This is a genomic window from Sedimenticola sp., from assembly GCF_050289425.1.
Taxonomy (GTDB): domain Bacteria; phylum Pseudomonadota; class Gammaproteobacteria; order Chromatiales; family Chromatiaceae; genus Sedimenticola.
Map to the genome: position 1 here is coordinate 116,465 of NZ_JBNKFS010000011.1, position 26,329 is coordinate 142,793.

Annotated in this window: 27 protein-coding genes; 18 read left to right on the forward strand and 9 right to left on the reverse strand. The window is 56.0% G+C overall.

Going from position 1 to position 26,329, the window contains the following annotated elements; all coding sequences use genetic code 11:
* Positions 1 to 6: 6 nt before the first annotated feature.
* From ACQY5R_RS09710 to ACQY5R_RS09720, 3 genes are all read left to right on the forward strand, one after another.
* Positions 7 to 921: a phosphoribulokinase gene (locus tag ACQY5R_RS09710; RefSeq protein ID WP_428607530.1), complete on the forward strand. Its 915-nt coding sequence runs from the start codon at positions 7 to 9 to the stop codon at positions 919 to 921.
* On the forward strand, positions 914 to 1,309 hold the full coding sequence (locus ACQY5R_RS09715; protein WP_428607532.1) for a gamma-glutamylcyclotransferase family protein: 396 nt from the start codon (positions 914 to 916) through the stop codon (positions 1,307 to 1,309). The genes ACQY5R_RS09710 and ACQY5R_RS09715 overlap by 8 nt, the downstream gene beginning before the upstream one ends.
* A 412-nt stretch (positions 1,310 to 1,721) precedes the next feature.
* A complete protein-coding gene (locus ACQY5R_RS09720) occupies positions 1,722 to 2,510 on the forward strand; it encodes a hypothetical protein (RefSeq protein ID WP_428607534.1) in 789 nt (262 codons plus the stop codon).
* 74 nt (positions 2,511 to 2,584) lie between these two features.
* On the opposite strand, the gene ACQY5R_RS09725 is transcribed toward ACQY5R_RS09720, so the two are convergent.
* Positions 2,585 to 2,872, reverse strand: coding sequence for a DUF1330 domain-containing protein (locus tag ACQY5R_RS09725; RefSeq protein ID WP_428607537.1), 288 nt, complete (start codon positions 2,870 to 2,872; stop codon positions 2,585 to 2,587).
* Between the two features lie 46 nt (positions 2,873 to 2,918).
* Complete coding sequence (locus ACQY5R_RS09730; RefSeq protein ID WP_428607540.1) at positions 2,919 to 3,287, reverse strand: VOC family protein; 369 nt, start codon at positions 3,285 to 3,287, stop codon at positions 2,919 to 2,921.
* A 208-nt stretch (positions 3,288 to 3,495) separates the two neighbouring features.
* On the opposite strand from ACQY5R_RS09730, the gene ACQY5R_RS09735 reads away from it, so the two are divergent.
* Together ACQY5R_RS09735 and ACQY5R_RS09740 are read left to right on the forward strand one after the other, a co-directional pair.
* Positions 3,496 to 4,185 carry a hypothetical protein gene (locus ACQY5R_RS09735; RefSeq protein WP_428607543.1) on the forward strand — a complete coding sequence of 230 codons (690 nt, stop codon included), beginning with the start codon at positions 3,496 to 3,498 and terminating at the stop codon, positions 4,183 to 4,185.
* A 310-nt stretch (positions 4,186 to 4,495) separates the two neighbouring features.
* Positions 4,496 to 5,047 carry an SPOR domain-containing protein gene (locus ACQY5R_RS09740; RefSeq protein WP_428607546.1) on the forward strand — a complete coding sequence of 184 codons (552 nt, stop codon included), beginning with the start codon at positions 4,496 to 4,498 and terminating at the stop codon, positions 5,045 to 5,047.
* An 81-nt stretch (positions 5,048 to 5,128) separates the two neighbouring features.
* On the opposite strand, the gene ACQY5R_RS09745 is transcribed toward ACQY5R_RS09740, so the two are convergent.
* Positions 5,129 to 5,785: a TetR/AcrR family transcriptional regulator gene (locus ACQY5R_RS09745; RefSeq protein ID WP_428607548.1), complete on the reverse strand. Its 657-nt coding sequence runs from the start codon at positions 5,783 to 5,785 to the stop codon at positions 5,129 to 5,131.
* Between the two features lie 95 nt (positions 5,786 to 5,880).
* Between ACQY5R_RS09745 and fabF the strand changes: the two genes are divergently transcribed.
* Positions 5,881 to 7,146 carry a beta-ketoacyl-ACP synthase II gene (gene fabF / locus ACQY5R_RS09750; protein ID WP_428607551.1) on the forward strand — a complete coding sequence of 422 codons (1,266 nt, stop codon included), beginning with the start codon at positions 5,881 to 5,883 and terminating at the stop codon, positions 7,144 to 7,146.
* 124 nt (positions 7,147 to 7,270) lie between these two features.
* On the opposite strand, the gene ACQY5R_RS09755 is transcribed toward fabF, so the two are convergent.
* Complete coding sequence (locus ACQY5R_RS09755) at positions 7,271 to 7,675, reverse strand: VOC family protein (protein WP_428607553.1); 405 nt, start codon at positions 7,673 to 7,675, stop codon at positions 7,271 to 7,273.
* Positions 7,676 to 7,876: 201 nt separating this feature from the next.
* Positions 7,877 to 8,455: a TetR/AcrR family transcriptional regulator gene (locus tag ACQY5R_RS09760; protein ID WP_428607556.1), complete on the reverse strand. Its 579-nt coding sequence runs from the start codon at positions 8,453 to 8,455 to the stop codon at positions 7,877 to 7,879.
* Positions 8,456 to 8,612: 157 nt separating this feature from the next.
* Here ACQY5R_RS09760 and ACQY5R_RS09765 point away from each other — a divergent pair, with 157 nt between their 5' ends.
* From ACQY5R_RS09765 to ACQY5R_RS09775, 3 genes are all read left to right on the forward strand, one after another.
* The gene (locus ACQY5R_RS09765; RefSeq protein WP_428607559.1) at positions 8,613 to 9,053 is read left to right on the forward strand and encodes a VOC family protein; all 441 of its coding nucleotides are present in this window, start codon (positions 8,613 to 8,615) and stop codon (positions 9,051 to 9,053) included.
* The gene (locus ACQY5R_RS09770; protein WP_428607561.1) at positions 9,050 to 9,979 is read left to right on the forward strand and encodes a pyridoxamine 5'-phosphate oxidase family protein; all 930 of its coding nucleotides are present in this window, start codon (positions 9,050 to 9,052) and stop codon (positions 9,977 to 9,979) included. Before ACQY5R_RS09765 ends, ACQY5R_RS09770 begins: the two co-directional genes overlap by 4 nt.
* A 183-nt stretch (positions 9,980 to 10,162) precedes the next feature.
* Positions 10,163 to 11,035 (forward strand): GNAT family N-acetyltransferase, encoded by an 873-nt coding sequence (locus tag ACQY5R_RS09775; RefSeq protein ID WP_428607564.1) that lies wholly within the window; start codon positions 10,163 to 10,165, stop codon positions 11,033 to 11,035.
* A gap of 58 nt (positions 11,036 to 11,093) precedes the next feature.
* Here the strand turns inward: ACQY5R_RS09775 and ACQY5R_RS09780 are convergent, their stop codons facing one another.
* The 4 genes from ACQY5R_RS09780 to ACQY5R_RS09795 all read right to left on the reverse strand — a co-directional run bounded on the left by ACQY5R_RS09780 (position 11,094) and on the right by ACQY5R_RS09795 (position 15,765).
* The gene (locus ACQY5R_RS09780) at positions 11,094 to 12,146 is read right to left on the reverse strand and encodes a sensor histidine kinase (RefSeq protein WP_428607566.1); all 1,053 of its coding nucleotides are present in this window, start codon (positions 12,144 to 12,146) and stop codon (positions 11,094 to 11,096) included.
* Entirely contained in the window at positions 12,143 to 13,261 is a 1,119-nt protein-coding gene (locus tag ACQY5R_RS09785; RefSeq protein ID WP_428607569.1) for an FIST N-terminal domain-containing protein, read from the reverse strand. The genes ACQY5R_RS09780 and ACQY5R_RS09785 overlap by 4 nt, the downstream gene beginning before the upstream one ends.
* Positions 13,262 to 13,446: 185 nt before the next feature.
* A complete protein-coding gene (locus ACQY5R_RS09790) occupies positions 13,447 to 14,148 on the reverse strand; it encodes a response regulator (RefSeq protein ID WP_428607571.1) in 702 nt (233 codons plus the stop codon).
* A 9-nt stretch (positions 14,149 to 14,157) separates the two neighbouring features.
* Complete coding sequence (locus ACQY5R_RS09795; protein ID WP_428607573.1) at positions 14,158 to 15,765, reverse strand: ATP-binding protein; 1,608 nt, start codon at positions 15,763 to 15,765, stop codon at positions 14,158 to 14,160.
* A 241-nt stretch (positions 15,766 to 16,006) separates the two neighbouring features.
* Between ACQY5R_RS09795 and ACQY5R_RS09800 the strand changes: the two genes are divergently transcribed.
* The 9 genes from ACQY5R_RS09800 (at position 16,007) to ACQY5R_RS09840 (ending at position 26,261) form a co-directional block, all read left to right on the forward strand.
* Complete coding sequence (locus tag ACQY5R_RS09800) at positions 16,007 to 16,990, forward strand: tripartite tricarboxylate transporter substrate binding protein (protein WP_428607575.1); 984 nt, start codon at positions 16,007 to 16,009, stop codon at positions 16,988 to 16,990.
* A gap of 128 nt (positions 16,991 to 17,118) precedes the next feature.
* The gene (locus tag ACQY5R_RS09805) at positions 17,119 to 17,592 is read left to right on the forward strand and encodes a tripartite tricarboxylate transporter TctB family protein (protein WP_428607577.1); all 474 of its coding nucleotides are present in this window, start codon (positions 17,119 to 17,121) and stop codon (positions 17,590 to 17,592) included.
* Positions 17,593 to 17,596: 4 nt separating this feature from the next.
* The gene (locus ACQY5R_RS09810) at positions 17,597 to 19,150 is read left to right on the forward strand and encodes a tripartite tricarboxylate transporter permease (protein ID WP_428607580.1); all 1,554 of its coding nucleotides are present in this window, start codon (positions 17,597 to 17,599) and stop codon (positions 19,148 to 19,150) included.
* 227 nt (positions 19,151 to 19,377) lie between these two features.
* Positions 19,378 to 20,307 (forward strand): porin, encoded by a 930-nt coding sequence (locus ACQY5R_RS09815; protein ID WP_428607582.1) that lies wholly within the window; start codon positions 19,378 to 19,380, stop codon positions 20,305 to 20,307.
* 91 nt (positions 20,308 to 20,398) lie between these two features.
* Complete coding sequence (locus ACQY5R_RS09820; RefSeq protein WP_428607584.1) at positions 20,399 to 21,028, forward strand: YccT family protein; 630 nt, start codon at positions 20,399 to 20,401, stop codon at positions 21,026 to 21,028.
* A 355-nt stretch (positions 21,029 to 21,383) separates the two neighbouring features.
* Positions 21,384 to 24,173: a molybdopterin-dependent oxidoreductase gene (locus ACQY5R_RS09825; protein WP_428607587.1), complete on the forward strand. Its 2,790-nt coding sequence runs from the start codon at positions 21,384 to 21,386 to the stop codon at positions 24,171 to 24,173.
* Positions 24,170 to 24,784: a 4Fe-4S dicluster domain-containing protein gene (locus tag ACQY5R_RS09830; protein ID WP_428607590.1), complete on the forward strand. Its 615-nt coding sequence runs from the start codon at positions 24,170 to 24,172 to the stop codon at positions 24,782 to 24,784. Before ACQY5R_RS09825 ends, ACQY5R_RS09830 begins: the two co-directional genes overlap by 4 nt.
* Positions 24,785 to 24,799: 15 nt before the next feature.
* Positions 24,800 to 25,750 (forward strand): NrfD/PsrC family molybdoenzyme membrane anchor subunit, encoded by a 951-nt coding sequence (gene nrfD / locus ACQY5R_RS09835; RefSeq protein WP_428607592.1) that lies wholly within the window; start codon positions 24,800 to 24,802, stop codon positions 25,748 to 25,750.
* A 4-nt stretch (positions 25,751 to 25,754) separates the two neighbouring features.
* On the forward strand, positions 25,755 to 26,261 hold the full coding sequence (locus tag ACQY5R_RS09840) for a TorD/DmsD family molecular chaperone (RefSeq protein ID WP_428607595.1): 507 nt from the start codon (positions 25,755 to 25,757) through the stop codon (positions 26,259 to 26,261).
* Positions 26,262 to 26,329: the final 68 nt, after the last annotated feature.

Sequence of the window (26,329 nt, forward strand, 5' to 3'; positions counted from 1 at the left end):
GAAGCCATGAAGAAGCAAGAGTTCCCCATCGTTGCCGTCACCGGTTCTTCCGGTTCCGGTACCAGTACGGTCAGGGATGCATTTAGCCATATCTTTTTTCGCGAAGGTATTCAGGCACTTATGGTAGAGGGGGACGCCTATCATCGTTACACCCGGGTAGAGATGAAAAAGGCCACCAAACTGGCCAAGCAAACAGGTCGCAATCTCAGTCACTTCAGTCCGGAAGCGAATCTGCTGGAAGAGTTGGCTGAGCTGTTCAGAACCTACAAGGCCACCGGGCGAGGCAAAACCCGCCACTACCTGCACAATGAGGAGGAGGCGCTGCAATGGGATATGAAGCCGGGCACTTTCACTCCCTGGGAGGATACCAAGGAAGAGACGGATCTGCTGCTTTACGAGGGCCTGCACGGTGGCATGCCGGAGGTACGCCAGTACGTGGACCTGCTGATCGGCGTGGTACCGATCATCAACCTGGAGTGGATACAGAAGATCCAGCGCGACAACGAGACCCGCGGCTACGATACCGAATCCATTGTCGAAGCGATCAAACGGCGCATGGATGACTACGTGGAGCACATCACGCCCCAGTTCTCTCACACCGACATCAACTTCCAGCGTATTCCCACGGTGGATACCTCCAACCCCTTCATCTCCCGCGAGGTGCCCACGGCCGACGAAAGCCTGGTGGTGATACGGGTCAAAAAGCGCATCATCAAGAAATACCACATCGATCTGGTCTATATGAAACACATGATCGAAAACTCTTTCATCTCACGGCGCAATACACTGGTGATTCCCGGCACTAAGATGACCTTTGCCATGGAGGTGTTGTTGACCCCTATCATCGAAGACTTGGTGAAGAATTCCAAAAATGCCCTCCGGATAAAGAAAAAGAAGAAAAGCACCCGAAACGATGATTGATCTGCTGTTTGTCTACGGCACCCTGCTCCGGGGTGCCGGGCATCCGATGCACCAACTCTTGCTCGAACAGAGCGATTTCCACTCCTCCGGCCGCCTGCAGGCCCGACTCTACCGCGTTACCGATTACCCGGGCGCCGTACTCGCCGACCACTCGGATGACTGGGTGCAGGGGGAAATCTATCGTCTACACCACCCGCTTAGGTTGCTGACACAACTGGACCGTTATGAGGGTTGCAGCCCGGATGACCCTCAGCCACAGGAGTACCGACGGGAAGTCCAGCCAATACGGCTGGCCGATGGAGCCACGCTCTCTGCCTGGGTCTATCTTTATCAGGGTGACACCACCGCCCTGCCGCTCATCCCCTCCGGCGACTTTCTCAACCGATAGACAGTCACCCGGCGGTTACCCTGAACGCCACCGAAAAGCCGCAGACACATTGCTCAGGGTGACAAAGGCGGGCAAAAAGTGCCACCATTGAAGGTGACTTACACTAGAACTCACTGCTGTCCCACCAACTCCCTCTCCCTCAGGGAGACGACTACAGGGATGTAGTCGGTTGGCTACGTCGGGAACATGTAGCCCAGGGTTGGGGTGAGGGGATAATCTGAGCTAACTCACCGATTGTAAATATCCCCTCATCCTATCCTTCTCCCGAAGGGAGTAAGGACGCACGGACTGGCTTTCTATGTCACACTGTCTGACTGTGGACTAAATTTTTAAATTTAATCAGTCTGTTACAAACAGTTAAAGCGATTCTTTATGGGACAGCAGTGACCAGAACTATAAGGAGAGAATAACAATGAGCGCCGTTAAGAAAACCGCTATCAGTCTGGTCACCCTCCTCATTATCGTTGTCATCGGCGTGTTTATATTTCTCTCGTCCGGTCTGGGCTCATTGATTGTCGAAGCAGTCGAAAGCTTTGGACCCAAGGTGACGCAAAGCACCGTTTCCCTGGACAGCGCCGATGTCGCTATCACCGGGGAAGGCCAGCTCAGTGGACTCACTGTAGGCAATCCGTCCGGCTATAAAAGTCAAAATGCGTTTCAACTGGGTGCAATTAAAATCGCTATCGACCCGGAATCCCTGACTACCGATGTTATCCACATCAAGTCCATCAACATCGAGTCACCCAAACTCAGTTATGAGCCAGGGGGCAAGGCCGGATCCAACCTGAAGCAGTTGGTAAAGAATGTGCAACAGTTTTCAGGTGGCGGCTCGGGCAAGAACGGCGAAGAGAAGGAGAAGAAGCTGATCATCGATCTGCTCACCATTCGTGACGGCGAAGTCTCAGTGGTCACGCCGCTTTCCGATGCACCCATCACGACCAAACTGCCGAACATCGAGATGCGAGATATTGGCAAAAAGAGCGGCGGCAGTTCCGCCTCTGATGTAGTCAAGGTAGTGATGCAAAAAGTGACCGGGGCCGCCGCCAACGTCGGTGATGTCTCCCTCGACGAATTGAAAAACAAACTGCAGTCACAAGTGGGCGACAAACTGAAAGCGGTGCAGGATCAAGCTAAATCCACCGATGGAGTCGGCGAAAAAGCCGGGGAAATGGGCAATAAACTGAAGTCCATCTTTGAATAGGTCGGGTACCCCCCTCACCTTTAAATTAAGGTGCGGGGGTTAACGCTCAGCTCGAGCGAAGACACAACGCGATATCAACCGTCATAGGCCAACAGGTCCACGTCAGCGGCCGCCAGGCGCAGGGGGATAAGTGATTGGTAAGCGGCCGAGTCAAACCAACCGTTCACCGCATCCATATCCGGAAAACGGATCACCACCGTATCGTTGTGAGCGAACTCGCCCCCCAGAACAGCAACCAGTTTTCCACGGAATACCAACTCACCCCGCCATGGCTGTAAGGTAGCCGGTACCCGGTCACGGTACTGGGACCATTTATCGGGGTCCTTAATGGTTATGTGTCCGATCACATAAGCATTCGCCATATTCATTCCTATTGGTAAACGCGATCATGCACCGCCAATGACCGCTCTACTCCGGTCGGTGACATACCGCCTCGATATTGTGTCCGTCCGGATCGTAGACAAAGGCCCCGTAGTAATTGGGATGGTAGATTTCCCGAATGCCCGGCGTCCCATTATCCTTGCCGCCGGCTTCAAGCGCCGCCTGGTAAAACCGATCCACCTGCGCACGATTTTCGGCTGCAAAAGCAATATGCATGGGTTGGTTCGCTTCACCCGCCGGACCAAACCAGAATTCCGGTTTACCCTCTCGTCCGTAACCGGCCCACCCCTCGACCTCCATCACCAACGTGATGCCCAGCGGTGCGAGACAGCGGCTGTAAAATACCTTACTGCGTTCATAATCCGATATAACCACTCCAATATGATCTAAAATCATCGTCCTATCCCTTCTCGGTAATATGTCCCAATTATTAAGATATCGCTATCTGCCGGGTAGCCCACAGAACGCGGGCGCCAGCCCCCTTCCAGACTCCAGCCTATCAGCATAACTTATTTGCCGGGCAAAGAAGATCCATACCCGCCTAATTCCTACTGTTTTGGTCTAGTATTTATTCACCAGGATATCCTAGTCAAAGGAGAACGCCATGAATAAGCAGCCGCATATCAAATCCTATCGGGCCGTGCTGGGAACAATCTGCACCACCGCGCTGTTGATGGGCGTCTCGGGCAGTAGCGTATTGGCCGAGGTACCCGGCGATGGCTGGCTAGGTCCTCAAGTATTCACCGGTGCGGTACTTGACCGGTCTCTCCATATTCTCAATCACCAGATCCAGGACAAGTACGACCAAGAGACATTATTGGCCGGACTGTCACAACCCCGTACTCCGGATTTTGCCGAAGCGGCGTTAGCCAGCGCAGCGATACCGGTTATAGAGGAGACGCAAGAAACGGGTGCCTTCGGATACCTCGTCTCCGACGACAGCTCCTTGAACAATGGGCTGGACCTATTTAATACCGAAGTGGCATTGCGCGGTAACGATTTGTTTATTCGTGTGGCGCTGGAAGCGACCAGCAAGGGTGAGGCCTTCTCCATGGCTGCGGCGGGAGCCGTGGTGGATGAACAGATACAGGAATACCGTCTAGAACTGGCGGGAGTGCGCGAAGGTTTTGGTGACCAAGTGCGCAATGGCCCCTCGCTACAGGCAAGCGTGGTAGCACTCAATCAACGAATCTTTGACCTGGAACAGCGGGAAGACAGGCTCGCCGCCGCGGTACCCGCTGTCGATGGCGCCAGTTTCGATAACGTCATGGTTGCGATGGCCATCTCCTTTTAACCACCCGGACAATCGCTCTCCAACCCTACCTTAAGAGGGGAGAACAAATTATTCGGTGATCAAGGCCCCGTACCTGTATCGAAGGAAGACAGGTACGAGGCCAAACTCGATAACGGGTTTGTCCTTTGTCCACGCTCCGCTTCTAACCCAAAGGGAAATCCATCCATGCGAAACCGTGGCGGTAGGCTATCCCGCCGCCTTCATAAGCCGATTTAACCCATTCAATACGATCGAAATTCATTTTTTGGCACGATTCATGCCCCGCTAACGGGTATGTCAATATTTTGACTAAACCAGGGGGGATTCCAGTATGGACGCGCTTAACCTTACAAAAAAAGATTTTCGATATTTATTGGCCGCATCGGCCACCTTGCCCGTCATCTGCTTTGTTGCCGGACTCTATGTGGCTACCCAAATTCGCTCAGAAAGCATGCCACTCTCGCCAACAAATTATATCGCCACCGTTCAAACGCATGAGGGGGTGGCGAACCAACCAGCCCCGCCGCCAGACCCTCTCCTGTCGGCGGATGCGGATGAACAGCGTACGCAGGCCACAGCTATGCCGGACGTGGCTGCTAAACCGGATCTGCAGCCGAATCGTTTTATCGTTCAGGCAGGTTTATTCTCGAATCGAGCGAATGCCGAGCATCTTCTTGCTACGCTGAACCAGCGGCAGATCCAGGCACATCTACTCGACCGTCAAGAAGCGGTGCTACAGGTGTACCGGGTCATTCTTGGTAGTTTCGATTCACGGGAAGCGGCGATTCAACACGCGAAAAAGATGCTGACGGATCACCACATCGCTTTGTATGTGGCGGAACTGAGTAACGACGTGAAACCCGGTCTTGTGGCCAGTTTATAGCCGCTACAACCGATCCCGCCGGGATCATGAATGGGCACAGTACAGCGATAGCCTATTCATGATCCCATGGCGGTCTTGAGGCTACCAGACGTCTGGGGCCACCGAACCCAATACGCTATCCAGTTCACTCTCACTCACACCCAGCATCAGCAAAATCTGTTTTTGTGATGCTTCCAGGATACCGCGCCGCTCCTCTTCATGAGGGATACTCTTGGCAATCGCCACAGCGCCCACCAGCGATGCCAGAATAGCGCGTGATTTTTCGGCAATGGTCTCCCTGTCGGGTTCGAAAGGCAGCTTCTTGAGCCGGCTCAGCGCAATGATGCGGGTCTCCAGCATCCGCTTGATATTATGATAGGAAGCCTCAAACAGCTTTTTGATCTCCGCATTTTCATTGCCGATTTCATTGAACAGCACCGTCTCAGGGCCCGGCTTACTCTTCTGTTCCAGCTCTTGCAAATTCCAGTAATTGCTCACCAGGGCCGTCAAATGTTTTACCGATAGCGGCCCCTTTACCAGCCGCGCGGCGCGACTGCCCCTGAGAGTTTCCAGAAATGACTCGCTGTAGAGCGCTTCCTTCGACTCAAAGTGGGCGTAGAACGCCCCATGGGTCATCTTGGCCAGTTTCATAATCTGGCTGATGGATACCTTGTCAAAGCCATAACGACAAAACAGCTCGGTGGCGGACTTCAGAATACGGTCTTTTGACCTTGCTTTGTGATCTTCCGAATAAGGCATTTCTTCCCCCCATCAACAACCTGGGTAAAATATTATCTTGATCATATATAGCCGGGTGCTAGGGTTTCTATATTAGCGTAGATTGCGGAGAAACCATGAGCTCACCGATCGTCATTACTGGAATGGGCATGATCAGTCCGTTGGGTTGCGGCGTCAAGCCGGTATGGGAACGTCTAACGGCCGGTCAGTCGGGCATCGGCCTGATAGACCGGTTTGATACCGATGAATTCCCGATAAAAATAGCCGGACTGGTACCCGGTATCGAACAGGACACGGAAGCCGGCTTCGATATCGAACCCTTAATAGAGAAAAAAGAGCGTAAGAAGCTCGACCTGTTTACCATCTATGCCATCGCCGCGGCCGAAGAGGCACTTCAGCAGGCCCAGTGGTTCCCCAAAAGCGAGGACGACAAACAGGCGACCGCCACCATCATCGCAACCGGGATTGGCGGCTTCCCCACCATCACCCAGGCACAGAAGACGCTCGATAGCCGAGGCTACAAGCGACTTTCTCCCTTTACCGTACCGGCTTTCCTGGCCAACCTGGCGGCCGGCAACGTCTCCATCCGCTATGGTTTTAAAGGGCCGTTGGGCTGTCCGGTAACCGCCTGTGCGGCCGGCATCCAGGCTATTGGTGACGGCATGCGGATTATCCGTAACGGCGAGGCCGAGGTTGCCCTGGTGGGTGGCGCCGAGGGCTGCGTCGAACCGCTTGCGCTGGCCGGATTCCATGCGCTGAAGGCACTCTCCACCGAGAGTGAACACCCCACGCGCGCCTCGCGACCCTTCGACCGGGAACGAAACGGCTTCGTCATGGGCGAAGGGGCCGGACTGATGGTGATCGAGACCCTGGAACATGCCCTCAACCGCGGTGCTAAACCGCTGGCTATCCTCAGCGGTTACGGCACCAGCGCCGATGCCTACCACATCACATCGGGACCGGAAGATGGTTCCGGTGCCGCGGCGGCAATGCGACGTGCCCTGAAAATGGCCGGCCTGCAACCTGGCGACATCAACTACGTCAATGCCCACGCCACCTCCACACCGGTGGGCGACAATGCCGAGATCGCATCACTCCGGAACGTGTTTGGCGAGGCGCTGCCGCAGATTCCGGTCTCCTCCACCAAGTCGGCCACCGGCCACCTGTTGGGCGCGGCAGGCGGAATCGAAAGCATCTTCACCGCCTTGGCGGTAATCAACGATACCCTACCGCCTACCCTCAACCTGCAGAGCGTAGAGGATTCCATCCAGGACCTGGATTTTGTTCCCAATACGGCGCGTAACCAAACCACGCAACACGCCCTTTGTAACGGCTTTGGATTCGGCGGGGTCAATGCCGGGCTGATCGTCAGCAAAATCTAAGACCGGCTCCGAGAAATAGGGCGGGGGCATGACAGCCCCCGCCCTTTGTTCGTTTCAGGGCTGTATGCCAACAGCGCCCGCCATCGGCAAGATCGACCGCTTGCCGCGCCGTGCAGAACAAGCCCTACAGCTGATTTCGCAGCTCTACGGTATTCCCCTCCGGATCTGAGATATAGATAGAGCGTCCCATACCCTGTGCACCGTAGCGCTCGGTAAAGGCGCCGGTTTCAATGCCATGACTTTTCAGAAGGCTGATAACCGTTTCTTCAGAAAGCGCTTTTATCTGCAGGCAAAAATGATCCACATTATTGCCCTGCGACGTCGGAGCCGGCCCACCAAGTCGTCCCAGACGACTATCGACCACCACCAGATCAATCAGTGAAAACCCCGCCCTGAGTTGGGTAAGGCCGGTCTCCGGTGAAGACTGACGTTCAATGGAACAGCCCAACACCCCGCTATAAAAATCCAGCATTTGATCCAGTTTTGTTGTCCTCAAAACAATATGATCTATGCCTGTCACCTCGATCATGCATACGCCTCCTATTGCGATTAGATAAAAATGCCATGCGCAAACAAACTATAGGCGATACAGGAACCCGGGAAACAGCGTACAGACGAAGAATACAGGCTGGCAGTCGGAACAATCTGGGGCTGGAGGGTGCGCAAAGCTATACAGCTTGGCATCGTATATAGACAACAAAACCGCCAACCCGAAATAGCCGACACACGCCTATTGGCCGCTGCCGCTTCCCTGTTGCGCGGACAGCAGGCATTCCGCCACCCGTTTTGCCGTAACGGCCGCCTTGCGCTCTCCACGGGCATGTGCCGCTACAATCGCGCCGTCCACCAACAACATCAGCTCCCGGGAGAGACGCAGGCGCGCTTTCCTGTCCGGGACATTCAAGTGCTGTTCAATAAGCTTGCGTATGCTCTCTTTATGTCGCGCCACATATTGGTGGATCGCATCCCCCACCTGGGTATATTCGGCACTCGCATGGATAAAGTTACAGCCATAGAAATCCTTCGCACGAAACCACTCATCCAGACTGTCGAATATCGCCAGGGCCGGCTGGGCATCATCCTGAGCGGCCTCCATCCTCTCTCTTATCAAAGCCTCCAACTGCGCGTGCCGCTGTGCCAATACAGCCAGTATCAGCTCCTCTTTACTCCGATAATATTTATACAGTGTCGCCTTCGAGACGCCGGACTCCAGTAGGATTCGGTCGATACCCGTGGCGTGATAACCGTACTGGTTAAAGAGCCGATAGGCGGTATCAATCAATTTTTGCTTACGGGGCTGTATCTTCATTGGGGATCCTCGTTCCACACCCTGTGAGTATATCTGCCGGGCTCGGGAATGAACAGATCTGTTCACTTTTTTCTTGACATATACAGATCTGTTCACTATCTTCTCATTATAGTATACAGATCTGTTCACCTAACCACCCCTATCACAGGTAAAGACAATGACCCGTCAGGCAACACATGGCACCGACACTCAACCGGTTACACAAGGCATCCATCATCTCGGTTTAACCGTACCCAACGTTTCCGAAACAGCCCACTTCTTTATCGAACATCTCCGATTCAGCGCCGTAGGGGAAAAGCCCGACTACCCCACCATCTTTGTCAGTGACGGTGCCATCATGTTGACACTGTGGCAAACCACGGCGGAAAAAACCGTCGCGTTTGATCGAACGGCCAATGTGGGTTTGCATCACTTTGCGCTGAAGGTAGCGGGCATCGAACAACTGTTACAACTCCATGAAAAACTCTCGTTGTTGGATGAAGTTGAGATCGAGTTTGCCCCCGAACCGCTATCCGGCACCCCTATTCAGCACATGATGTGCCACATACCCGGTGGACTGCGCGTGGAATTCCTGGCCCTGCCCGAGGAGGCAAAATGACACCGTCGGCACCTTGGCACCCGGGCGAAATAGCTGCACAAAAGCGCGCCGGTTCCTTTGAGCAGATGCAGCTTATCGGGCCACGCGCGATGCGGGACCGGATGCCGGATCAGCATCGCGAGTTTTTTTCACAACTACCACTCATTGTCCTGGGTGCAGAAGATCCAACCGGCCACCTCTGGGCAACTGCCCTGTTTGGCGATCCCGGGTTTATTCAATCTCCCGATGCGGTCACCTTGTTGATCCATAGCCAAGTGAACCGACACGATCCGCTCGCCGATGCACTGCAGGCCGGGCATGACATCGGGTTATTGGGAATAGAGTTGGAAACGCGTCGCCGTAATCGGCTCAATGCAACCATAACCGCCCACACAACTGATCAAATAGCCCTCCGGGTTAAGCAGTCGTTCGGTAACTGTCCGAAATATATCCAGGTGCGACAACGGGCGTTGAATCCTGCCTACGGTGATTTTTCCGCCATCGATTTCACTCAACTGAATACAGAGCTGGCGGGGTTTATTGGCACCAGCGATACCTTCTTTATCGCCAGTCAATATCGCGATGCATCCCGACAGAATAACCGCGGTATCGACCTCTCACACCGCGGCGGCCGGCCCGGCTTCATCAAGTTATCGGATGATCGCACCCTATTGATTCCCGACTATGCCGGAAATAATTTTTTTAATACCGTCGGTAATCTCACGGTCAACCCCCAAGCGGGCCTGCTGTTCCCGGACTTCCGGCGGGGAGACATGATACACATGAGCGGGCGAGCAGAAATTGTCTGGCGTGACAGTGAAACCTTGCCCTTTGAAGGCGTCGAACGGATGATTCGTTTTACCTTACAGCAAGGCCGTTTGGTCACGCATTCACTGCCCTATCTCTACAGTGGGGTGGACTATTCACCATTCAATCCGGCGGTTTAGACAACAACATACCTTCACCAGCATTCTTACACCGCCCAACCAAGATCCGGTCACAGCCTCCATGCGATAGCCGATCAGCATCTTTCGTCTTCGGCCTGGAGCTATCTCCCCACTGGCGCTATGATGCCGTCGAGGCGCACCCTACTCCACTCTGCGCTCAATGGAAGAGGAGAGCCTATCGCCATGTCAAAGGACCCGGTAATACGCAACATGACCCGTCCCGAGGTAGATCAACTCGTCGACTGGGCGGCAAGCGAAGGTTGGAATCCCGGGCTTCATGATGCTGACCGGTTCTGGGCCACTGACCCCGAGGCCTTTATGGCGGCGGAACTCGATGGCGAGTTAATAGGCGGTGGTGCCATCACCGCTTATGGCGGGGAATTCGGTTTTATGGGCTTCTTTATTGTTCGGCCTGAATACCGGGGCCAAGGATACGGTAATCGCATCTGGCACTTCCGCCGCGACCGGCTGCTTAGCCGATTGCGTCCGGGTGCAACGATCGGCATGGACGGCGTCTTCACCATGCAGGACTACTATGCCAAAGGTGGCTTCCTCTTTTCACATCGCAACCTGAGATTTCGTAGCGAGGTTGCAGCGCACGCAGCAACCAGCCCAATCGAAAACAACAACATTATCCCGCTGGCCAAGGTGCCATTCGACCGGCTGCTCGAATACGATCGCCGTTGCTTCCCCGCCGCCCGCCCGACATTTCTGAAAGGGTGGATAGCCCAGGACGATGCGCTCGCCCTGGGTTACCAGCGAAACGGAGTGCTGTGCGGTTATGGCGTGGTGCGGCGCTGTCGGGAAGGGTGCAAAATCGGCCCTCTGTTCGCGGACGATAGCCAGATTGCCGATGCACTGTACGAGCAACTGGCGGGATTCGCCGCGGGCGGCCCACTGTTTCTCGATGCCCCCGAAAACAACCCCGCCGCCATGGCCTTGGTACAACGGCACCGAATGACCGAAGTCTTCGGTTGCGCACGGATGTATCTGGGCCCTGCGCCGGCCCTTGCGCATGAGCGAATTTTTGGCATCACGACTTTCGAGCTGGGTTGATATTGAAACAACCGTCGAGGAACGATTCGGTACACACTATTCGCCCGCGACTTTTAACTCAGGGTTCTATCGGCAGACGCACGGTAAAGACGGTCCCCTCACCGGGCTCAGAGTCTACCTTTAACTCGCCGTGGTGCTTGTCTGTCACCACGTTGTAAACGATCGCCAGCCCCTGCCCGGATCCCCGGCCCACTTCCTTGGTGGTAAAGAAGGGTTCAAATATCTTCTGCTTCAGCTCATTGGGAACGCCGCAACCGTTATCCTGGACCCGAACTTCCACCGACTCGCCGTCACGCCGGGTGGTAATGCGGATAAGCCCCTTCTCATCGCCCGTCGTGATACCGTCGGCAACCGCATGGGCAGCGTTGACGATAAGGTTCAGCAGGACTTGGCCCAGTTCATCCTTAAGCCCCTGCACCGCAGGCAACAGCGGATCCAATTCGGTTTCCAATTCGGCAATCAGCTTCCATTCATTGCGGCAGATCTCCACGGTGGAGCGGATAAGGGAGTTCAAATCCACCAGCCGCATTACGCCTCCACTGGGGTGCGCAAACTCTTTCATCGCACCGACTATGCCGGAGATGCGCCGCACGCCCTCTTTACACTCCTTAAGCGCGCGCGGCACCTCTTCTTTGATGAAATCGAAATCAGCCAGCTCCATCGCTTTGGCGACCGTACCGCGGCAATCTTGCGTTGTTTCGCCCGCGGTTGTCGCATTCAACATCACTTGACACAGTTGCATGGCCTGTAGCAGGTCAGCGAATGACTCGGTAATGAAGGTGATGTTGTCGCCCACGTACTGGGTCGGCGTGTTGATCTCGTGAGCGATACCGGCGGCCAGTTGGCCGATCGCTTGAAGCTTCTGCGCCTGCAGCAGCTCGGCCTGGGCGGCCTTGAGTTCTGTCAACGCGCTTTCCAGATGGATGCGGTGAGTTTCAAGTTCCTGGGTGCGGGTGGCGACGACATCTTCCAGCGCAATATTCTGCTCAAACAGCGCAAAGCCGGAAATATTGTCGGCGGTTTGCTGTTCCAGCCGTTCCGAAAGGATGCGGATAGTCTTTTCCTGAGCGGCAATTTTCTGTTCTAGTGTCTGAACTTGCACGTCCATCATAATTCTCCGATAGCAAGGCCAGTGAATGTTTGGTTCATATGCAGGGCGTTGAACTGTTCGCCATAGGTACTGAACCCGATCACCTTGTTCTGTACCAATAGTTTGCCCACTTGCTGTAGCTGCCCGGTTTGCTCGAACTCCAGACGACGCAGTATGCAGTCGCAGCCGATGATCAAACTGGGTTTCGGTACCAGCCGGTGCACATCGGCAAACGCCTTCTTCGCCGCCTCCAGCGGGCTGACCGCTTCCCCCAGACGCAACACAATGCCTTTGGCGATGGCGCAATAAAAGGTCAGGCTCAGGTCATCGTTGCATTGCTGTATTGAACGCACGTAGTAGTCCGAGCCCAGTTTAAGCATGACCGGATGGCACGAATAGATTTCCGGCGACAGATCCTCTACCGTGATGCCCAAGCTCTGGGCATAGGCCAGGGCGGCCGGCTCACCATTGAATTCCTGCACCGTACGGTTTTCCGAGTCGGCCTCGGTAACCACCAATAGCTCCCGTGTCGGGACAAAATGTTGGAACTTGAAGGCGGTGAAAGGAGCGTCCGTTTCGAACAGCGCCAACACGGCCGCATTGGACAGGAAGCGGCCATCGGCATAAACATAGGTTGAATCAAAGGAGAGATCGTCACCGGCGGAACCGCCGATCAGGGGTATATCGGGAAAACAGTGGTGCAGCGCCGCGGCCAGCCGCTCTTCCAGGCGTGACAGGCCATCTACCAGCAGCACCCCGAAACGGCGGGCCGTATTCTGTAGCGGATCGTTGTCGACTCTTTGTCCCAGCGCCAAGACGGCCGCCTGGCATTGGTCCAGCGGGTGAATCAGCTCAGTCTGTACGGATACCGAAGCGCCATAGATACCGGTTACCTGCAAACCCCGACGCTGGTAACCGTCGGGACCGATATGGCCGGCGGTGGTGCAACCGAAGACCGGGACCGAGTCTGGAAAGGCTTGACGGAGTTCGCCAGCCAACTTGTCGAGATCATAGTCTATCGAGACGAAGAACATCACGGCCGTTAGGCCGTCGAGGTCGAGCTGCTTTCGGATCTCCTCAACTGCCCGGGATTCTTCCTGCGCCTCGCTCAAGGCCGTATTGCTGAATAGTCCCATAAACCCGACTCCCCCAGTACGTCATGCATCTAGTACCTTAACGGCAGAATGCGGCATATCTGAAGCGTGATAAATCTGGCAGTCTCAACGGCCAGCATCGAAGAAACAAGTTCTTGATATTTCGTTCAATATGGAATCCGGGAGTACTTTTCTTGGATGCAGAGCCGTCGCCCCGAGGCGATGGATCAACGGCCTTTTTGATAGCGCCGTTCCGGTCGTCCGACGCTGCCATAACTGACCTCGGCCACCAATTCTCGGTTGCTGACCAGAAACTCCAGATAGCGGCGCGCGGTGGTGCGGCTGGCCCCGATTTGTTCCCCCACCTGTTCAGCACTAAGCGGGCCGCAAGGCTCGCTAAACACCTCACGGACTTTATCCAGCGTCAGTGCATCCACTCCCTTGGGCAAGCGAACCTCCGCCCCCGGCTTTTGTTCCGGCATGGCGGCGGCACCGCTTCTGGGTAACACGGTATCCACGTCGCTTTGCGCCAGGGATTGCATCGACTGCAATTTCAGCAGATGCTCTCTGTAATGCACCAGGGTCTCTTGTAGCCGTTCGAACACCAGGGGTTTCAGAATATAATCAAATACGCCGCCACGCAGCGCTTCACGCAGCGTTTCCACCTCTTTCGCTGCGGTGATCAAGATCACATCGACATGACCGTTCTCCGCGCGGATCTTGCGCAACAGATCCAGCCCGGTTCCGCTGGGAAACTGGATATCCAGTAGCAACAGATCGGGCTCCAACACATCGACCAGGTCTTCGGCTTCTTCCAGGCCATGGGCAATTCCCACCAGTTCGAACCCCTCAATCCTTTCCAGGAATCGCTTCTGGATCTCGGCGATCTGCTTATCATCTTCAGCTATAACAACTTTGATATTGGTCATATTATTATTTTAGTTATGGCTAGGTTGTTTGGGGATATAGACAATAAAACGGCTGCCTAGCTTATCTGCGGGTTCCACCGTCACGGTTCCTCCCAGATTATCCAGTAGTTTTTTGACCAGATGCAGGCCGAAGCCATGCCCCTCACGCTCCTTGCTGCTGACGCCTTTCTCAAAAATTATATCCTGCAGCTCCGGGCTGATACCCGGTCCCTGATCTTCCACTTCAAAGATGAGGTCATCGCCCAGATCTGTCATTGACAGATGAACCTCGCCACCCTCTCCACACTGTTCTCGGGTCGCCTCCAGGGCATTGTCGATCAGGTTGCCGATGATGCTGACTAAGTTTTCCCGAGGCAGGCTCTCCGGTAATTCGGCCATATGGCTGTCCGGATCAATGATCAACTTTAGCCCCATCTCGCGCGCCCGATTGTATTTCCCCAGTAGACAGCCGGCCAGTATCGGATCGGGTACCGCTTCCAGTAGCAAGTTGATGAGTTCCTGATGGCTCTGCGCTTCTTGGCCGATCAACGCCAATGCCTGATCGCTGGCGCCGATCTGAATCAATCCGGCAATGGTATGCAATTTATTGGAATACTCATGGGATTGACTACGCAGCGTATCCGCGTACTGCTGAATACGGGTCAGCTTCTTACTCACTTGAGCCAGTTCATCCTTACGCCGAAAACTGGATACCACCCCGGTAATCTCGTCACCCTGTTTCAACGGCAGACGGTTCGCAATGATACTGTGATTCTGTATCCATGCCTCTTGATCATATTGCGGTATACCCGTACGCAAAACCTCAAGCATGGTGCTATCCGGCAAGACCTCTTCGATGGATTTGCCAATCAGCTCCAACCCTTCCGGCAGCGCAAAGGTTTCAATTGCCGCACGGTTAACCGTGGTAATCTTGCCGTCGCTGTTGATGGCGATAATCCCCTCACGCACCGATTCCAGCGTTGCCTTTTGTTCATTGAAGCGGTGTGCAATCTGCTCCGGCTCCAGGCCAAAAATGGCCTTTTTAAAGTGGTTGGCAAAAAAGACGGCGATAAAAACGCTGAGAATAAATGAGGCGACAATAACGGCAATGAGTGTGAGACTGTAACGCTGGATAACCTGTTCTACCCGCATCAAGTCATAACCGACCGAGACCAATCCGACAATCGCACCCTCATCTGAAAAGATCGGCGCCTTACCTCGAACAGACCAACCCATACTCCCCAGCGCTTTGGACAAGTAAACCTGACCTTTGACCAAAGCCGGCGAGTTATCATCCCCGTCGTCATCCGCCATGCTATGACCAATCTTTTCTATTTTCGGGTGCGCCAGACGGAAGCCCGCCTTGTCTCCGAACACGACAAAACGGGCATGGGTTTGCGCGGCATAAGCGAGGCTGATCGGCTGCAGCAAACTGCTATCACGTTGCTCTACAGCTTTGATGATTCCAGGTGTTATCGCAATCGTCTTCGCCACATCGACGGCACGCTGGCCAATCTGCTCATCCAACGACTGACGCAAATAGTGAACAGCAAACAACCCTACCAATCCGCTCTGAACCAAAGCCATAAAACCCAGAATCAGAATCATGCGGCTTTTTAGTTTCAAACGGTTCAGCAAATTTATTCTCCAACAGTCGTTCTCTTATCCGTTATGCACTATCAGCAGCCACGTTGATTCCAACAACCTTTCCCTTGGCTCACTGTTTATATATTAGCCAACTCACCAAAAAAACGCCCGTAAACAATATGAACAAAATGTCCTTTATGTTTTAAAAAGCCTTTAAGTTCATAAACTTCTTTTCAATCGAGCCACACATTACCTTGCAGGCCTCAGAAGAAATAAATATGAGGTGATTCCCATGTTCTGCAAGACAAAATCCAACAAAGGTCTGGTGGCCGCCATCTTGACCGCCTGTATAACAGCCAGTGCCTCATTCCAGGTTCAGGCACTCGAGAGTGTCCACTTTCTGATTCCCGGCGGTGCCGGCGGCGGTTGGGATACCACGGCACGCGGTACCGGTGAAGCCTTGAGTAAATCAGGCCTGGTGTCGAATGTATCGTATGAAAACATGTCTGGCGGCGGTGGCGGTAAGGCGATCGCACACCTGATCGAGGCAGCCGACCAGATGAACGACACCCTGATGGTGAACTCCACACCCATCGTTATTCGTTCACTGTCAAAGGTGTTCCCGCAATCATTCCGCGATCTGACACCGATTGCCGCCACCATTGGTGACTACGGTGCCTTTGTGGTGAAAAAGGATTCCAAATACACCAGCTTTGAGCAGGTGGTAGCCGATTACAAAGCGGATCCCCGCGCCATCAAGATCGCCGGCGGGTCGGCCCGCGGCAGCATGGACCACCTGGTTGCCGCCATGGCCTTCAAAGCGGCAGGCGGCGATCCGCGACAAGTCCGTTACGTCGCTTACGATGCCGGCGGAAAAGCGATGGCGGGTCTGCTATCCGGCGAAACCCAACTGTTGTCTACCGGCTTCAGTGAGGCCCTCACTCTGGCTGAAGCGGGTGAAGTGCGCATATTGGTGATGACAGGTGCGGAACGCAACGACGCCGCACCGGATGTACCGACGCTGAAAGAGCTGGGCTACGACGCGGTTTTCGTCAACTGGCGCGGTTTCTTTGCCGCACCAGGCACACCTGACGCTCAGAAAGCGGAGTTTGTCTCCACGTTGGAGAAGATGTACGACACCGAAGCCTGGAAGGCCGTACGCGCCCGCAACGGCTGGACCGAAATTTTCAAACCCGATACGCAGTTTATCGCGTTCCTCGAAGACCAGGAAAAGGAAGTGGGCGTGCTGATGCGTGAGCTCGGTTTCCTGAAATAAAGCGGATTTCTTTCTCTGTTTAGCAACCTGCTGTGCCTTACCGGGACCAACGTCACTGGGCTTTGTGTCAACGGTCCCCGGTTTTTTTATCCCGACAGGTGGCGCTGCTTCCACCCCAGGAGATTCCCATGACGATCAGTAAAGACCATATCGGTGGCCTGACTTTTCTTCTGTTATCGGTTACCTACGGATACTACGCTGGGCAGATTTCTCTGTTACCGGGGGATGAATTCGAACCCTTCCACGCCCAGACCGTTCCCGACGCGCTGGCGGTGCTGGGTATCGGACTCTCTCTACTCCTGTTGATGACTGCCCACCGTTCATCCGCAAGCCGGATCTCATTGGCTGGTTACAACTTTGCGCTGGTCGCCAAATTGTTACTGCTGGTGGTGGCTTTCGCACTGGCTCTGGAGTGGGTGGGGTTTCTCTTGGCAACCATCTTTTTCCTGATTGGCGGGTATTGGTTGTTAGGTGAACGCAAGCCGAAAACCCTGCTTCTTGCATCCGTGCCTTTTGCTGCCGGTTTCTGGTTCGTACTGACGCAACTGCTGGATATCTATTTGGCACCCGGTCAGTTGTTTAGACTTTTTTTTGGAGGCTAACCCCATGTTAGACGGTATTATGACCGGGCTGGCCACTGCGGTGATGCCCTTTAATCTGCTGATGGTCGTTATCGGCTGCTTTGCAGGCACCTTTATCGGTATGCTACCCGGCTTGGGACCTATCTCAGCTGTGGCACTGATGATCCCTATCACGTACGGCCTGGATCCGTCGTCCGGTATCATTCTAATGGCCGGCGTTTACTATGGTGCCGTCTTTGGCGGCTCCACCTCTTCCATCCTGATCAATGCACCAGGCTGTGCCAGCACGGTGGTCACCTCGTTTGACGGCTACCCACTGGCACAACAGAAACAGGCCGGTAAGGCATTGGCACTGGCGGCCTATGCCTCCTTTACCGGCGGGACGGTCGGTGCGTTGGCACTGCTTTTCGCAGCGCCGGCTCTGGCAAAAGTCTCCTTGAGCTTTCAATCCAGTGACTACTTCGCCTTGATGATTCTCGGCTTGACTGCCGTTGCCGCCTTTTCGGGCAAGGGCCAGGTTATCAAATCGCTGATCATGACGGTGTTCGGCCTGATGATCGCCACCGTGGGTACCGACGTCACTTCAGGTACCACCCGTTTCACTTTTGGCAGTGTCGATCTGATAGACGGTATCAGCTTCCTGCTGCTGGCGATGGCAACGTTTGCGCTGACCGAGGTGGTGATGACCGTTCTGAAAGGTCAACACACCGAAGAAGATGAGCAGATGGATATGTCTCAGCTCGGCAGCATGAAGCTGAGCATGGCGGAAGTGAAACATGTCGCGCCTACTATCGGCCGCTCGTCGATTTTTGGTTTCCTGGTCGGCGTGCTGCCCGGTGCGGGTGCCACTATCGCCTCCTTTCTCGCCTATGGACTGGAACGCAATTTGGCTTCAGCGAAAGAGAAGCTGAAGTTTGGAAAAGGCGCGCTGCGCGGTCTGGCGGCGCCGGAATCGGCCAACAATGCGGCATCGACCGGCTCCTTCGTGCCCCTGCTGACATTGGGTATTCCAGGCTCCGGTACCACCGCCATCATGCTGGGTGCACTGATCGCCTATGGCATACAACCGGGGCCACGTCTGTTCATGGATCATCCGGATGTGTTCTGGTCAGTCATTATCTCGATGTATTTCGGCAATCTGATACTGCTGATCCTGAACCTGCCACTGATCCCTTACATCTCGCGTCTGTTGGTCATTCCAAGACCCATCCTGATTCCGTTGATTCTGTTCTTCTCCATCACCGGCGTGTACCTGGTCAGTTTCAACACCTTCGATATACACATGATGGTCGTCATCACGGTGATCGCCATCTTCCTCAAGCTGCTGGATTTTCAAATGGCACCGATGCTGTTGGGTTTCATCTTGGGTGGATTGATGGAAAACAACTTAAGCCGCGCACTCACCATCGCTGATGGCAGTTTCGCCTTCCTGTGGGAAAGACCGCTCACGCTAAGCATCGTCTCCGTAGCCGTCATCGTGATGCTGGTCCCGCCCATTCTGGACCTATGGAAGAAGCGGCGCCATATCAAAACCGAAACCCCAGGGCTGGAAACGGTAGTGACCGATGGAGAGGGATAAGCGTCTCCACGTGGGGGCTGTTATCCCGGCCCCCATCGCGCCAACAACGTTAACGACCGAGGGGGGGGCTATTAGAAACGACGCATAACGAGCAAACCACTCTTTCCATTCGGCTACCCGATCGGGTCGGATCAGGAGTGACACAAATAGAAGAAGTCCAATGACAAAACCCATATTTCAACGCGGATTTGCAGCCGCAAAGAATGAGACTGATAAAAGAGGCAACCATGAAAAAACTAGCATTAGCTCTGGCAGTTTCTACTGCCGTATTCGCCCAAGCATCTAACGCCGCGACCATCTATGAAAAAAACGGTCTGAGCTTCAAGATGAAAGGCGACTGGCAGATCCAACTGCGTGATAACGCTTCCAAATCGAAGGACCTGGATGTTGAGTTCGATGATCTTGAAATCAAAAACACCATTACCTACGACCTGGGTGACGACTTGCAAGCGTTTGGTCAGCTGGACTTCAGTTTCGACAGTGCGGCGGAAAACAAACAGAGCGGTGACAAGTTGGAAGAAGCGTACCTCGGCGTCAAGTCCGGCGGGATTGCCTTTCGCGTCGGTAAAATGAACACATCCGGCGATGAATTCGGCATTGAAGCCGCTTACGAAAAACCGGCCGGCATGCACGAAGATCAGTTTGAAGCCAATAAAGATGCCGGCGACGATGTACTGCGCGTGGATGCGGAATTTGGCAATGTTTTCGTGTCCGCTTCTCATGAAATTGAGGCGAAAGGAAGCACCAGCCAGGGCGATTCGGCCACCGACCTGTTCATCCGCGCGAATTTCAACGCGCTATCTGTCGCCGCGGCTTACCAGACTTACGATAACAATGCCGACTCCTGGGGCGTCAGCGCGACGTATGATGCGGGGTTTGCAAAGCTGGGCGCCGACTACAGTATTTCAGACATCGATGGTTCCAATCTGGATGAAAGCACCCTTAACCTGGTAGCAAAATTCAAGGCGTCCCAAAACACCAGCCTCGCGCTGGGTTACGTAAGCGTGGATGACGATGTGAATAGACAGGACGCCTGGTATGCGAACGCGACCTACCGGCTCCCGGCCCAGAAAAATATAAGCCTGTTCGCGGAGATCAGTGATTCAGATGCCGGTGATGAAATGGATGTATTAACCGGCGTACAGATTAAATTCTAATTCACCCTGAACCGGGGTCCTGTGGATACATCCTCTTCAGAATCCACAGGACCTTTCCTTAAGACTTGCCGATTCACTGATAGGTCACTGAATGAAACGTACACTGAAACTGTCTGCTTGCACATTGGTCCTGCTATTGCCTTCATGGGGACATGCCGAAAACACCCTGAAATTGGATGAGGGGATCAAGTTGTTGGCCATTAACGGTAAAGAAGTATCAAGCAACCACTCGTTTTTTTTAGCCAAAGGTCGATACACGCTTCCGGACGGGACCAATCAAATCCTGGTCTCTTATTCAACCGAAATAAAAAATGGCAGCAGTTATGAATTGGAAGAGACCGATCCATCGGTCATTACCTTTACGGAATCCGGCCGGCAGCTTACGATCGGCGCGCCGCCGCTGTCGACTGAAAGACAGGTAACCGTTTTTAACAAGCAGTTAAACTGGCGCTTAACAACCCCGGACAACACCCCGATCCGTTACAAGGCAACGCGGCTTCCGCTGCAAGGGTTACGTCTCGGTATCAATTATGAACGGGAACTCCGTGAGTTTAATCGGACGTCCAACGCCGCCGCTATACCTATGACGGAAAGTCCGCTTCTGCCTATCGAGGCAAGCCAGGTCCTGGATTCGGAACAGACCGTCATTCTAAAAATGCTTCAACATTGGTATAAGCTGGCCTCACCGGAAACCCGGGAGAAATTCAAATCATCGCTGTAGCGGGCGGGCTGGAAAATCCCGTCCACCTCATCTTCAAATGTTTTTGGCGGGTAAACGGGGCGGCCCGTATCCAATCAATACTGATAAAAGTCAGATACCCATATCAAACAAAGCCTTACACCGGGCACATTGTGAATTGTCAATGACACTCCCCCACCACTCCGCTTACTAATTAGCCGTTCCTCATCAAAAGACCCCAGGACATAAGGGGCAAGACGAACACTTGGCCGTTGCAGTACTACCCGGCAATCACGGTAATCGAAACACCCGCCCTTCACCGGACAGGAAGGCGCTAGTTCGCTTACAGCCGCGTGCGCGCAACAGAAACAGACAATTCCCGGGAGGATAATTTGTCATGGCATGGAAATTACCCAGCCTCAACCGGCGCGCCTTTCTCAAGACGGCGGGCTACGGTAGCGCCGGCCTCGGCCTGCTCACCCCCATCGGGCAGCTGGCCGGCAAGACCGGTTCGACCCAACCCGACCGCGATGACACCAGTTACAGTATCTGTAACTTTTGCTCCTCGTTGTGCAACCTGAAAGTCACCAGCCAGACCCGCCACGGCGTCAAGCGCATCACCAAGTTGGCCGGCAACCCCCACTCCACGCTGAACCGCGGCAAGATCTGCGCCCGCGGCCAGTCCGGCCTGCGCCAGACCTACGACACCGACCGGCTGAAGACGCCGCTGATCAGGGTCGAAGGCAGTAAGCGCGGCGAATGGGCATTCCGTGCCGCCAGTTGGGAAGAGGCGTGGCAATACATCGACGCCAAAGCCAAAAAGGCCGACATCCAGCCCTATGAATGGACCATGGTCGGCGGCTGGACCTCCTGCGTCTTTTACATGAGTTGGGCGGTACCGTTTGCCATGGCCAACGGCATTCCCAACATCATCGCCTCGCCCATGCAGCACTGCGTCACCACCGGCCACATCGGCACCGACATGGTGACCGGCAACTTCAACATCCATGACGAAGTGCTGCCGGACTACGACAACGCCAAGTACATCCTTTTCGTGGCCAACAACTCCTCCATCGGCGCCGTCTCCACCTGCCGCATGGTGCGCTTCGCCACCGGCCGCAAACGCGGCGCCAAGGTGGTGGCACTGGATCCGCGTCGCTCCGAGACCGCCGCCAAGGCCGACGAGTGGCTGGCGATCCGTCCCGGCACCGATCTCGACTTCATGCTGGCGATGTTGCGCGAAATGATGTCCGAGGGCTATTACGACGCCCTGTTCCTCAAACAGCACTCCAACATGCCGTTCCTGCTCTACCGCGATGAAGAGGGCGAGTGGCAGCCGCTGACCGACGACCAAGGACGTCCGCAGATACTCTCCGTGGGTTCCGAACAGCTATACAGCCTGCCCGCCTACAGCAACCGCAACAGTAGCGACGTGGACGGCAATCCAATCGATCCGGCCCTGCGCGCGCCAGACGGTTTCCAGGTCGACGGCAAAGCGGTGATGACCGTATTCCAGGCGCAGCTCGCGGAACTGGACGGACGCACGCCGGAGTGGGCCGCCAAGAGCACCGGCATCGACGCCGAGACCATCCGCCGCATCGCCTTCGAGTTCGGTACCACGCGACCGGCTATCGTCGATCCCGGTTGGCACGGCGCCCGCTACCAGAACATGATGATGCTGCGTCGGGTGCAGGCGATGATCCAGATGCTCACCGGCGGTATCGACAAGCGCGGCGGCTGGATCATGAGCGGTGAATTCCACCACAAAGCCGCCCAGATGATCGAGGCACGCGAGAAGGGCGAGCCGGCCGGTCCGCCGTTCGCCGCCCTGGCCGGCATGCCGTTCGCCAAGTTCGTGGTGGAGACCTTCTCCGACGGCAAAAACTTTGCCCACGGCCGTCCCGGCTGGGCCTGGGCCTTCAGCGCCCAGGAGCAGGCCGCCGGACGGGAACACGTGGCCCTGCCGGTGATGGCCGACACCGGCCTCAAGGAGTCGGTGGAGGGTAAGCTGAACTGGAACGGTGAGCCCTACCGTACCCGTGCGGTGCTGATCAACGCCGCCAACCCGGTACGCCACTACTACCCGGATACGCGCTGGAAAGAGATCCTCGGCCATCCCGACATGGAGCTGGTGGTCGCCGTCGACGTACTGCCGGCCGACACCACCCTGTGGGCCGACGTCATCCTGCCCAACTCCAGCTACCTGGAACGCGCCGAACCGGCCCTCTACGGCAACGGCGTCAACCACGACCTGGCCCTGACCACCCGCTACGCCGCCATCGATCCGCTCTACGACACCGAAGAGACACCGGACATCCTGCTGCGCATGAGCAACATCATCAGCGGCAACGAGTACGGGCTGCTGCAGTGGGTGGAGAAACTCACCGGCCTGCCTGCCGAATCGGTCAAGCAGCGTTACGCGGAGAAGCGCAAGACGATGCCGCACGGCGCCTTCTCCGCCGCCTGTCGCGAAGTCTACTTCGAGCAGACCGCCGAGCGCCTGCACACTACACCGGAGGTGATCGACCAGACCCTGCGGGAGCGCGGCATCTACCAGGAACAGGACCGGGAGGCACTGCTGGAACACGCCGGCATGCCGTGGAAACTGCCGCTGCCGTCGGAGTCGGGCCGGGTGGAGTTTTTCGCCCCGCTGTTCCACGCCCTGCGCAAGGGCGGCAACCGGCTGCCCAACTTCAACGTGCTCGGCGGTCACATCGCGGCCGAGTGCCGACCCGACACGCCGATGGACATGCCGCTGGCCGGGGATGAGTTCTATTTCACCTACGGCAAGACTCCGACCGTCTCCTACGCCTCCACCAACAGCAACAACCCGGTGCTGTCAGCCATCAACCATTTCAAAAAGGAGATCTACGGCGGCGTCTGGATTCATCCGGACCGGGCCGAGGCGCTGGGCATCCGCACCGGCGACCGGCTGGCGCTACGCAACACCGCCACCGGCCAGCAGACCGAAGGCGACGCCTATGTCACCCGGCTGATCCGGCGCGACACCCTGTTTATCCACTCCTCGTTCGGTTCGGAAAATCCCAAGCTGACCCGGGCCTACGGCTACGGCACCGCCACCAGCAAGCTGATCCCGTACCGCGTGGAACCGGTGGTAGCCGGCTTCCGTTCCCAGGAGTTCACCATCAAGGTGCGTAAACTGAATGAGCAAGGAGGTGTCGCATGACCCGCTACGCCATGGTCATAGACCTCAACACCTGTGTCGGCTGCAACGCCTGTATGGCCGCCTGCGCCATGGAGAACCAGACACCGGTCTGGAAAAACAAGTGGCGCACCTATGTGCACGACAAAGAGATCGGCAGCGGTGAGGATGTGCACCGCCGCTTCTTCCCGCGCCTGTGCAACCACTGCGACAACCCACCCTGCCTGAGCGTCTGCCCTACCGGCGCCACCTACAAACTGGACAACGGTATCGTCAAGGTGGATGAAGAGCTGTGCATGGGCTGTCGCGCCTGCGCCATGGCTTGTCCCTACGACGCCCGCATGGAAGTCACCTATCAAGACGTGGAGACCGGCCGCGAGTTCTACGGTGAAGCTTACCCTCGCAGCCGGCCCAGCATGGACAAGTGCACCTTCTGCGACCACCGCCTGGAACAGGGGCTGCAACCGGCCTGCGTCGAGACCTGCGTCGGCTCGGCACGCCAGTTCGGCGACCTGGACAACCCCAACGACCCGGTGGCCCAGATGGTGGCCAGCGGCGTGGCCCGCCCCCTGATGCCGCATCTGGGGACCCGGCCCAATGTCTATTACATCGATGATCTGAAACGGAGGGGCTGAGCGATGGATGTCACCATGAGCTATACAACCCAAACGGTCTGGACCTGGTGGATCGCCGTCTACCTCTACCTTGGCGGCCTGGGCGCCGCCACCCTGGTGGTTACCTTCCTCACCGATATGTACCTGAAGAATCACCGCACCCTGGTGCTGTGGGGCGCCTTCTCCGGCATTGCCATGCTCAGCGTCGGCTCACTGATGCTGTTCATCCACCTGCTCGATCCCCGCGCGGTGCTGCACGTGATCAACCCGCTGGTGCTGTTCCGCCAGCCCCACGCCTGGATCGCCTGGGGTACCCAGTTCATCATCTGGATGATGTGGTGGGGGCTGTTCTATGCCCTGCCCTACCTGGTGCAGTCGGATCGGGCGCGCAAGGTGCCGCTGCTGGGTGCGGTGTTGCGTTTGAAGTTGATGAACAAACTTTCCAACAAATGCTGCCTGCGCTTTCACAAGACCATCGGCTGGTTGGCCACCATCAACGGGATCGGCGTGGCGGTCTACACCGGCCTGCTGCTGCAATCTTTCCCGGCGGTGGCCCTGTGGCACAACCCGGGCGTGCCGCTGCTGTTCACGGTATCGGCCTTCTCCACGGCGCTGGCCTACCTGCTGCTGTTGCTGAACCTGGTGATCAAGAACAAGGACGACTACTACGTGAAGGTGTTCTACGAGCGCACCGACACCATGTTGATCGCCGGCGAACTGGTGATCCTGTTCTCCTTCTTCCACTACATGGCGGCCGGCAACGAATCGGCGTTCCGCTCGGCACAACTGCTGTGGCAAGACATGGGTTGGCTGATCGGCTTTATCGGTCTCGGCCTGATCGTCCCCTTCCTGCTGGAGCTAAAGGGGGTGATCAAAGGTTGGGCCAGTCGGTTGCCGATCGTCACCGCCTCGGTACTGGTGCTGGCCGGCGGTTACCTGCTGCGCCACTACTTCATGTACGCAGGTGTCTATGCCCATCCCTGGTAATACGATGCAGCCCGAACACCTGCGTCTGCTGGGCGGCCTGCTGGCCGCCCCTACCGAGGAGAGTCTGCCACTGCTGCAGACACTGGCCGAGGAACACCCCTGGCTGCGGCCGGGGGTGGCAGAATTGGCGAACCTACCGCTGGACCAGTGGCAAGGCGAACACACCCGACTGTTCGTCAACGGCTACCCGAAGACCGTCTGCCCACCGTTTGAGTCGGCCTACCGCCAAGGCTGTATGCACGGCCCCGCCACCGGCGAACTGAGCGATCTCTACCGACGCCTGGGGCTTACCGCCGGCGAGGTACCCGCCGACTACCTGGGGACCGAACTGGAAGCGGCCGCCTGGTTGCTGGAACAGCCGAACACCACCGAGCTGTGGCACGAACTGTGGAATAACCACCTGGCGATCTGGACTGCCCGCTTTGCAAACGATCTGCAAGCCGGCAGCCAATTGCATCTCTACCAGGACCTGGGGAAGCAGATCGCGGCCCTGTTCGGAACCCAACCATGAATGTCACCTGGCAACCCTCCCATCCATTCATCGAGCGGCCAGAACAGTGGCCGGGGGCGGTGCTGGCC

Excerpts from the sequence above, each read along its gene's own strand:
- ACQY5R_RS09735 (WP_428607543.1), top strand. The coding sequence starts at position 3,496 with ATGAATAAGCAGCCGCATATCAAATCCTATCGGGCCGTGCTGGGAACA.
- ACQY5R_RS09820 (WP_428607584.1), top strand. The coding sequence starts at position 20,399 with ATGAAACGTACACTGAAACTGTCTGCTTGCACATTGGTCCTGCTATTG.
- ACQY5R_RS09770 (WP_428607561.1), top strand. The coding sequence starts at position 9,050 with ATGACACCGTCGGCACCTTGGCACCCGGGCGAAATAGCTGCACAAAAG.
- ACQY5R_RS09740 (WP_428607546.1), top strand. The coding sequence starts at position 4,496 with ATGGACGCGCTTAACCTTACAAAAAAAGATTTTCGATATTTATTGGCC.
- ACQY5R_RS09730 (WP_428607540.1), bottom strand. The coding sequence starts at position 3,287 with ATGATTTTAGATCATATTGGAGTGGTTATATCGGATTATGAACGCAGT.
- ACQY5R_RS09725 (WP_428607537.1), bottom strand. The coding sequence starts at position 2,872 with ATGGCGAATGCTTATGTGATCGGACACATAACCATTAAGGACCCCGAT.
- ACQY5R_RS09825 (WP_428607587.1), top strand. The coding sequence starts at position 21,384 with ATGGCATGGAAATTACCCAGCCTCAACCGGCGCGCCTTTCTCAAGACG.
- nrfD (WP_428607592.1), top strand. The coding sequence starts at position 24,800 with ATGAGCTATACAACCCAAACGGTCTGGACCTGGTGGATCGCCGTCTAC.
- ACQY5R_RS09785 (WP_428607569.1), bottom strand. The coding sequence starts at position 13,261 with ATGGGACTATTCAGCAATACGGCCTTGAGCGAGGCGCAGGAAGAATCC.
- ACQY5R_RS09780 (WP_428607566.1), bottom strand. The coding sequence starts at position 12,146 with ATGATGGACGTGCAAGTTCAGACACTAGAACAGAAAATTGCCGCTCAG.
- ACQY5R_RS09840 (WP_428607595.1), top strand. The coding sequence starts at position 25,755 with ATGCAGCCCGAACACCTGCGTCTGCTGGGCGGCCTGCTGGCCGCCCCT.
- ACQY5R_RS09830 (WP_428607590.1), top strand. The coding sequence starts at position 24,170 with ATGACCCGCTACGCCATGGTCATAGACCTCAACACCTGTGTCGGCTGC.
- ACQY5R_RS09710 (WP_428607530.1), top strand. The coding sequence starts at position 7 with ATGAAGAAGCAAGAGTTCCCCATCGTTGCCGTCACCGGTTCTTCCGGT.
- ACQY5R_RS09755 (WP_428607553.1), bottom strand. The coding sequence starts at position 7,675 with ATGATCGAGGTGACAGGCATAGATCATATTGTTTTGAGGACAACAAAA.
- ACQY5R_RS09765 (WP_428607559.1), top strand. The coding sequence starts at position 8,613 with ATGACCCGTCAGGCAACACATGGCACCGACACTCAACCGGTTACACAA.
- fabF (WP_428607551.1), top strand. The coding sequence starts at position 5,881 with ATGAGCTCACCGATCGTCATTACTGGAATGGGCATGATCAGTCCGTTG.
- ACQY5R_RS09805 (WP_428607577.1), top strand. The coding sequence starts at position 17,119 with ATGACGATCAGTAAAGACCATATCGGTGGCCTGACTTTTCTTCTGTTA.
- ACQY5R_RS09715 (WP_428607532.1), top strand. The coding sequence starts at position 914 with ATGATTGATCTGCTGTTTGTCTACGGCACCCTGCTCCGGGGTGCCGGG.
- ACQY5R_RS09815 (WP_428607582.1), top strand. The coding sequence starts at position 19,378 with ATGAAAAAACTAGCATTAGCTCTGGCAGTTTCTACTGCCGTATTCGCC.
- ACQY5R_RS09760 (WP_428607556.1), bottom strand. The coding sequence starts at position 8,455 with ATGAAGATACAGCCCCGTAAGCAAAAATTGATTGATACCGCCTATCGG.
- ACQY5R_RS09800 (WP_428607575.1), top strand. The coding sequence starts at position 16,007 with ATGTTCTGCAAGACAAAATCCAACAAAGGTCTGGTGGCCGCCATCTTG.
- ACQY5R_RS09790 (WP_428607571.1), bottom strand. The coding sequence starts at position 14,148 with ATGACCAATATCAAAGTTGTTATAGCTGAAGATGATAAGCAGATCGCC.
- ACQY5R_RS09720 (WP_428607534.1), top strand. The coding sequence starts at position 1,722 with ATGAGCGCCGTTAAGAAAACCGCTATCAGTCTGGTCACCCTCCTCATT.
- ACQY5R_RS09775 (WP_428607564.1), top strand. The coding sequence starts at position 10,163 with ATGTCAAAGGACCCGGTAATACGCAACATGACCCGTCCCGAGGTAGAT.
- ACQY5R_RS09745 (WP_428607548.1), bottom strand. The coding sequence starts at position 5,785 with ATGCCTTATTCGGAAGATCACAAAGCAAGGTCAAAAGACCGTATTCTG.
- ACQY5R_RS09810 (WP_428607580.1), top strand. The coding sequence starts at position 17,597 with ATGTTAGACGGTATTATGACCGGGCTGGCCACTGCGGTGATGCCCTTT.